Genomic DNA, 6,770 nt, shown 5'->3' with positions numbered 1-6,770 from the left:
GACTACGACGTTGATAGGTTGGGTGTGTAAGCGCTGTGAGGCGTTGAGCTAACCAATACTAATTGCCCGTGAGGCTTGACCATATAACACCCAAGCAATCTGCGACCCCGACGGGCACAGATTGCGGTGACTGTGAAGACGACACGAACCGAAAGTTTGCATCACGAACGACACCGATATCACATACCCATTTTGCTGAATCGCGCCACACGGCACGCTTCGGTACCCGAATTTCTTGACGACCATAGAGCATTGGAACCACCTGATCCCATCCCGAACTCAGCAGTGAAACGATGCATCGCCGATGGTAGTGTGGGGTTTCCCCATGTGAGAGTAGGTCATCGTCAAGATTAAATTCCAGAACCCCTCATCGCTCACGCGATGAGGGGTTTTGTCTGTGTGGCGTCTACAAAAGCCCCCTAACTCTTGCCAGTGATCCAGCGTCCAACCTGCTTCCGGCGATCAGGTTGCATACCTGATCAGCAGCTCACAACTCCCGTGTCGATCCTATTCACTACCTGGACGGTGAGACCCGAACGCCGCTCACAAAAAAGGCCGCATCCACATGCGGCCTTCTCGTCACAGCTATCCAGACTTACGAAGCCAGCTCTGAAGACTCTTTCTTCACTTCGTCGCGACGCTGGATGTACTTCCAGTCAGCCTCATCGATATAGATCCCGTTAGGGCCACTGCCGCCTTCCAGATCGATAGCGACATGGGCAGAGACTTGAGGCTTCACACTCGCAAGGATAGGCACAAAGCCCAGTTGCAGGCTCGTCTCCAGCAAAGCCGCCTGGTTCTTCTCGTCGATGTCTGCGGCTTCGTCAAGGTAGTAAGGCAAGCGCACTCGGCCAGCCTGATCACGATCCATCAAGTGCAGCAACAGGTACATGTTGGTCAGCGCCTTGATGGTCATCGTCGTACCGTTGGACGCAGCACCATCGATGTCAGTGTGGATGACCGGCTGGCCGTTGACCTTGGTGATTTCGAAAGCCAGTTCGAACAGATCCCTGAGACCCAACTGGTTATGGTTGGCCGCCACCAGACGTGCCAGGTACTCCTTGGCCTCTTCGTTCTTATTGTCCTGTTCAGCGCTTTGACTCAGATCGAAGACCGACAGCGTTTCGCCTTCTTCGTACTGACCCGCGCTGTGGATGATCTGATCAATGTGCTTGAGTGCTTCCTTGTTGGGAGCAAGGACAATACGGAAGCTCGCCAGGTTGGACACCTGACGCTTGTTGATCTCTCGGTTGAACAGGGCAAGCTGATGCTCAAGGCTGTCATAGTCGCTACGGATGTTGCGCAGCGTGCGGGCAATGTCCGTCACGGCGGCGCGACGTGCCTTGCCAAGCGTCAGCGCTTCATCGGTGCGGTGCGCATAAGCATTGATCAGCAACTGCAGACGACGCTCCATGTCGTCCTCACTGTCGAACTTTGCCACGCCTTTGAGGCGCACTTGCGCGTACAGCGCTTCAATCTGACCATCGCTGCGCAGCAAGCCCTGCCAGCTGTCCTGGTAGTCATTGAGCAATGGCAGCAGGTTGTCCATCGAATCGTCGATCGGGTCCATGAAGGGCGTTCCGAACGGTAAATCCGCCGGCAACAGCTGGCGACGACGCAACGCATCGTCCAGTGTGCGTTGTTTGGATTCCAGATCGCCAATCTGCCGTGCAACCAGTTGCAGTTTGGCCGACAGTTGCTGGACCCGCTCTGTGAACGCATCGCTTGAGCGTTTCAGCTCGTCCTGAGCGGCTTCCATCTGCGCCAGGTCTTCAAGCTTGGAAGGCTCCTCTGCGCTCAGTGTCTGGCAGCGACGGAAATCTTCCAGCGCTTTTTGCGCGTCCAGTACCTGCTGATAAAGCGCTTCGGTCTGTGTCTTGCTCGCCGAGCGATCCGCCGCCACTGCCTGCTGGGTCTTGAGCTGCTTCAGCTCTTTTTCCAAACGCTCTTTCTGGTCACGCAATGCTGCGCGATCGGCCAGCGCCTGAAGAGCAGGAGGCTCAATGCTCGACAGGTTGATCGTCAAGCCCGGTACGGTGAACTGATCGCCCTTGAAGCCGTCCAGAATCGTTTCCAGCGATTTGACCCACGCGTCACCATCGTCCAGCGCAATACCCTGTTCGCCAAGCGGCAGACTGAATAGCGAGCTGTTGAACAGGCGCATCAAGCGCTCTACATCCGGTTGCGAAAACTCTTCACGCAGGCGGGCATAGCTGTTGTTGTCCGCGTGATCGAGTTGCTGCTTGAGTGACTTGAGGCGTTTTTCCAGGTCCCGCAGCCGCTCGTCCAGATCCTCAGCGCTGAACTGTCGAGACTGTGCCAATGCTCCGGCCAGTTCGTCATGCGCGTCCTTGGCTGCCAGCAACTGCTGTTCCAGCACCTTCACGTCGTCGACCAGAGCAAAACGATTCTTCAGGACCGACAGCTCACCGACCCAGCGCTGGATACCGCTGATCTCACGCTCCAGTCGCATCAGCTCCTGAGTGCTGGAACGTTGTTCGTTCTGCATTTCATCCTGCTGGGCACGGTAATGCTCGGCCTGGATGACCAGCTCTTCCTTGCGTGCACCGGAGTAGTCCGACCAGGTGCCCAGCAAGGAATCAAGAATCGGCGAAAGACGATGCAGCTTGCCGCGCAACAGATCGCGCTGCTTCACGCCTGCGGCCAGTGCTTCGACCAGCGGACCGGCCAGTACCAGCGAGTTGTAATCCTGTTCCATGCGACGCACGTCGCGGAAGGCCTCTTCACACGCCGCGATGTAGTCGACGCTGCCGGAGCGCAGGCTGTGCTCGAAAGCATCGAGGAACAGTTGCTTTAGCTTGGCAGCAGTGATCTCGCGCATGTGCAGCAGATTGATGAACAGTGCCCGGAAAGTCTTCAGGCTCTGCTCACTGGTCGAGCGCAGCGGGATCAGCGTCAGGTCCAGCGGGATCGAGGTGTGGCCACCCACCAGCAAGCGCCGCAGTTCGTCCGGCTTGAGCTCATAGGCCTTGAGGCCTTTGCTTTCCAGGTTGCTGAACAGCTCTTTCTGACGCAGACAGGTGTCGTTCTTCTGGTAATGGCCCAGGTCCAGTTCGCCAGCGTAGGCGAAGAACTGATGCCCGAAGCCGCCACCCGGGCCGCGACCGACCACGCCTATGACATGCGGGCCATGAGGCAGAGAGACCTCCACCAGAATGTAGCTGGTGTCCGAGGCGAAGTAGAAGCGTCGGGATTGTTCCAGGCTGTATTTGCCGAAGCTCATGTCCGACATGCGCGCCAGAATCGGGAATTGCAGCGCGTTGATCGATGCACTCTTGCCGAGGTTGTTCGCGCCGTACACCGACAGCGGATGCTCCAGTGGAAACAGACCCAGGCTGTAGCCTGCGGTATTCAACAGGGCGAAACGGCGAATGCCAAAGCGTTCCTGGCTCATGCGTCCAACTCCTGTTCATCGGCAATGGCACGAGCCAAGGCCTCTTCTTCGGTTTCTTCGCTGAATTCGGCGAGGTCCAGGGGATCATCGGTTTCCAGCAGCTTTTCATCGCTGTCGTCATCGATGAGTATCGGAGTCGGCAAGGGCAGGGCGCTGTGCAGGCTGGCCGCCAGATCACGGTCCTGCTGCACGGAAAGGCACACGTCGAGAAAGCGATGCATAGGCGGCAGGAATCGATAGATACCGACCTCTTCACTGGCGAAGCCGAGCTGGGTCATACGGCGCATGATTTTCTCTTCCAGCTCTTCCTGGGTCTGAACCTCGGCCTGCAGAAACAGATCGCGGTACTTCTCCAGCATCGATGGCAGCTCGTCGCGGCCCAGACTGCCGCCATCCAGCACGGCCATCGGATCGCGGCCCTGATCGGCCAGATGCTCGACCAGGATGAAGGTGAACAGGGCCAAACGCTGTGCAGTCTTGTTCACCTGCGCCGCAGCAAGATCCGGCACAAAGTAATAGAAGCCTCGGGTGTCGCACACCAGCTCGAAGCCCAGCGCCTTGAACAGCGCACGGTACTGGTCCTGGAAGTTGGAAAGTTGGGCGTACAGCTCTGGATCACGGCGGCTGACGTGGTAACCCTTGAACAACTCGCGAAAGATCGGGGCGAGCTGGGACATTTCGGATAGATCAAGATGCATGAACAGTGCTCTCGGAATTCTCTGGCTGCGAGCCTGCGGGGGCAAGCAGGGCAAAGGAGCGCAGGCTGACGCGGTGCTCCCGTGTGTAATAGTCGCGGCGCTCCAGGCGTTCGCGCGCAAAGCGCTTGTCGCGGGACAGGCGCGAAAACCAATACAGCAACTCTTCTGTTTCGCCGTTCGGCTCCTGCTCCAGCAACCAGTCCATCAGGTCTGGCATCGGCAGGGCGTCTTCGCAACGCTCAAGCATTTCCTTGACCGTGCGCGGCGCGCGGGCAGGTTCGCCCTTGCGGGTGCCGCTGGCCTTGGGGAAGCGTGCTGGCTTGGGCTCAAAGCGCGCCAAGGCGTAGACGTAGGCTTCGACCTGGCTTGCGCTGCCCAGAAAGGTGCTTTGCGGACGGGTGAACATTGGCATCGCAGCCTGTGGCACGGCATCCAGCCCTTTACGGCGAATGGCTGACAACGCCAGCGCTGCGCCACGGGTGACTGCGTTGTGGCGACGTGCTTCTTCACGCAGCGGCAGCAGCAACTCCCGCGCATGACGCAGGGTGAGCTGGGCGCTCGTCTGCATTTCCAGAATGCGCGCATGGGTGCGCAGCAGCATATCGTCATCGACCAGATGACCCAGGCGCTGTTGTTCGGTCAACAGACGCAGCAGGACATTCTCGACCTTGCGTACGCCTTGCTCGAAAGCCCCATCGGCGTTCACCAGTTGAATCATCGGCTCGACGTATTCATCCCAGGTCGCCAGCACTTCCGCATAGCGTTGGCGAAGCGGAATCTGCCGGTCGCTGGTCTTGGCACGATCAGCGACTGCTACCAGTGCCTGCTCGTCATTGGCGAGCTTTTTCAGCACGTCACGCACGCGCATATCCAGCAATCGAAGCTGCCTGGCCAGATCATTGGCGTCGCGAATCTCGAAGGCGTCCTGAATGTAACCGGCCAGGCGTTCGAGGTGGCGCAGATAGGCTTCGATCTCCAGGCACAGCCCCAGGCGGTGCTCACGACGCAGGTATGACAGGAAGTCATGGATCTGCGCATTGAGTTCGAAACGGTTCGGGCTTTTGGCGACAGGCACCAGAATGTCCAGACGGATCCACACGTCCAGCAGATTGGTGATGTCTTGCGGTGTGCTGTCCTGTTGTTGAGCAGCAAGCTGCAGGCGCAGCTCGCTCAGGCTCAAGGTGCCCTGGTCGAAGTGTTCGCATAAGGGCTCGAGTAGCGCCCAATGCTCGGCAAGGGCGCGCAGGACGCGCTTGGGTTCGATCATGGATAGGCCGACTGTTGGCGAATGAAAGGCGGCGATTGTACTGCATCATTCACTCAAGATTTCACCTGGGCGCGATATGCTTCAGCACGAAAAGACGAACAACGCTAGAATTGCGCGCCTAACTTATCCACAGGTGACCGACCCTTGCTCAATGAGTCCCGTCGCCGCGCTTATTTGACTGCCATGCAGGTGGTCAACTGGCTGCCGCGCACTGAACTGCCGTTTGCTGCACCCTCCCGTCCGGAACTGCTCGCGCCGTTGCCGCCGCCGGTCGAGGTGCAGAACGAGTTGCCAGCGGTGTCCTCGCCTGCGCCTGTGGTGGCGGACAACGTCGTGCCTATTGAAAGGCCGGCCGAACGCCCGAAAATCGAGGTGCCGCGACCCTCACTGGCCAGCACGCGTACTGTCGCAGCGGCTGTCGAAGACGCTGAACCCGCGCCGCCCAAAGCCGTGGTCGTACCGCCGCCGCGCTTCTCCCTGCAATTGTTGCGCGCCGGGCGTTGCCTGCTGCTGGTGGAGTTATCCACGGGCCAGCCGTTCCAGAGTCGCGACCCCTCCTATCTGTTGCTCAAGGACATGCTGCGCGCCGCCGGTCTGCCGGACAGCCCGCAGATTATTGGCGAACCTGTGCGCTGGCCGCTGCTGGTTCGTGGCCAGATGGACCAGGGGCCTGAGGCCGCGCGTGATTTCGTACAGGGTTTTGTCGGCGCAAGGCTCGAAGATGAACTGTGCACCTGCCTGTGGTTGGTTGGCCTGCCCGCCATGAAGTTCGCGGGCGAAGCCGATGCCGAATCCTATTATCAGGACTTGCAGGTAAGCGGACTGGGCACTGTCTGGGCGCTGCCGGGGCTGGAATTATTGATGGACGAGCCTGAACGCAAGGCTGATGTCTGGAAAGCCATGCGTCGGCTGATGACGCGCTGGAAATCAACTGATGAGTGATGCAATAAGCTTTCGGCCCATGACCGAGGCCGATCTGGATGCCGTGCTGAAAATCGAATACGCAGCGTTCAGCCATCCCTGGACCCGAGGCATCTTTCTGGATGGGCTCAAGTCATACGAGATCTGGCTGATGTTCGAAGGCGCCCAGCAAGTAGGGCATGGCGTGGTTCAGGTCATCATCGACGAAGCTCATCTGCTCAACATCACCGTGAAGCCGGAAAGTCAGGGCCGGGGACTGGGTCTGCTTTTGCTGGATCATTTGATGAAGCGCGCGTATCAGCTCAATGCCCGCGAGTGCTTCCTTGAGCTGCGCGACAGTAACCGGCCAGCCTATCGTCTGTATGAAAACTATGGTTTCAACGAGATAGGCCGGCGGCGTGATTACTATCCGGCAGTGGGCGGTCGTGAAGACGCCGTGGTTATGGCCTGTACACTTCTGGAGTGAGAC

Annotated in this window: 5 protein-coding genes and 2 rRNA genes; 4 read left to right on the top strand and 3 right to left on the bottom strand. The window is 58.8% G+C overall.

The features are described 5' to 3' along the window. Positions 1–83: ribosomal RNA gene (locus KDX39_RS07855) — 23S ribosomal RNA — on the top strand; the annotation flags it as partial. 151 nt (positions 84–234) lie between these two features. Further along, positions 235–350, top strand: a 5S ribosomal RNA gene (gene rrf, locus KDX39_RS07850). Positions 351–595: 245 nt separating this feature from the next. On the opposite strand, the gene mksF is transcribed toward rrf, so the two are convergent. Genes mksF through mksB form a run of 3 tightly spaced genes read right to left on the bottom strand, consistent with a single transcriptional unit; the run spans position 596 to position 5,380 of the window. Continuing rightward, positions 596–3,415: an Mks condensin complex protein MksF gene (gene mksF, locus KDX39_RS07845; RefSeq protein WP_231659934.1), complete on the bottom strand. Its 2,820-nt coding sequence runs from the start codon at positions 3,413–3,415 to the stop codon at positions 596–598. Next, positions 3,412–4,113 carry an Mks condensin complex protein MksE gene (gene mksE, locus KDX39_RS07840; RefSeq protein WP_231659933.1) on the bottom strand — a complete coding sequence of 234 codons (702 nt, stop codon included), beginning with the start codon at positions 4,111–4,113 and terminating at the stop codon, positions 3,412–3,414. Before mksE ends, mksF begins: the two co-directional genes overlap by 4 nt. Continuing rightward, a complete protein-coding gene (gene mksB, locus KDX39_RS07835) occupies positions 4,103–5,380 on the bottom strand; it encodes an Mks condensin complex protein MksB (RefSeq protein ID WP_231659932.1) in 1,278 nt (425 codons plus the stop codon). Before mksB ends, mksE begins: the two co-directional genes overlap by 11 nt. A 144-nt stretch (positions 5,381–5,524) precedes the next feature. Here mksB and KDX39_RS07830 point away from each other — a divergent pair, with 144 nt between their 5' ends. Together KDX39_RS07830 and rimI are read left to right on the top strand one after the other, a co-directional pair. Next, complete coding sequence (locus KDX39_RS07830) at positions 5,525–6,322, top strand: energy transducer TonB (RefSeq protein WP_231659931.1); 798 nt, start codon at positions 5,525–5,527, stop codon at positions 6,320–6,322. Beyond that, a complete protein-coding gene (gene rimI, locus KDX39_RS07825; RefSeq protein WP_004879887.1) occupies positions 6,315–6,767 on the top strand; it encodes a ribosomal protein S18-alanine N-acetyltransferase in 453 nt (150 codons plus the stop codon). Before KDX39_RS07830 ends, rimI begins: the two co-directional genes overlap by 8 nt. The last annotated feature ends 3 nt before the right edge of the window (positions 6,768–6,770 follow it).

The sequence above is a fragment of the Pseudomonas sp. CDFA 610 genome (genome assembly GCF_021147865.1).
GTDB classification, from domain to species: Bacteria; Pseudomonadota; Gammaproteobacteria; order Pseudomonadales; family Pseudomonadaceae; genus Aquipseudomonas; species Aquipseudomonas alliivorans.
The sequence above is the reverse complement of the archived record's forward strand: the minus strand, read 5'-3'. Positions and strand labels throughout refer to the sequence as shown.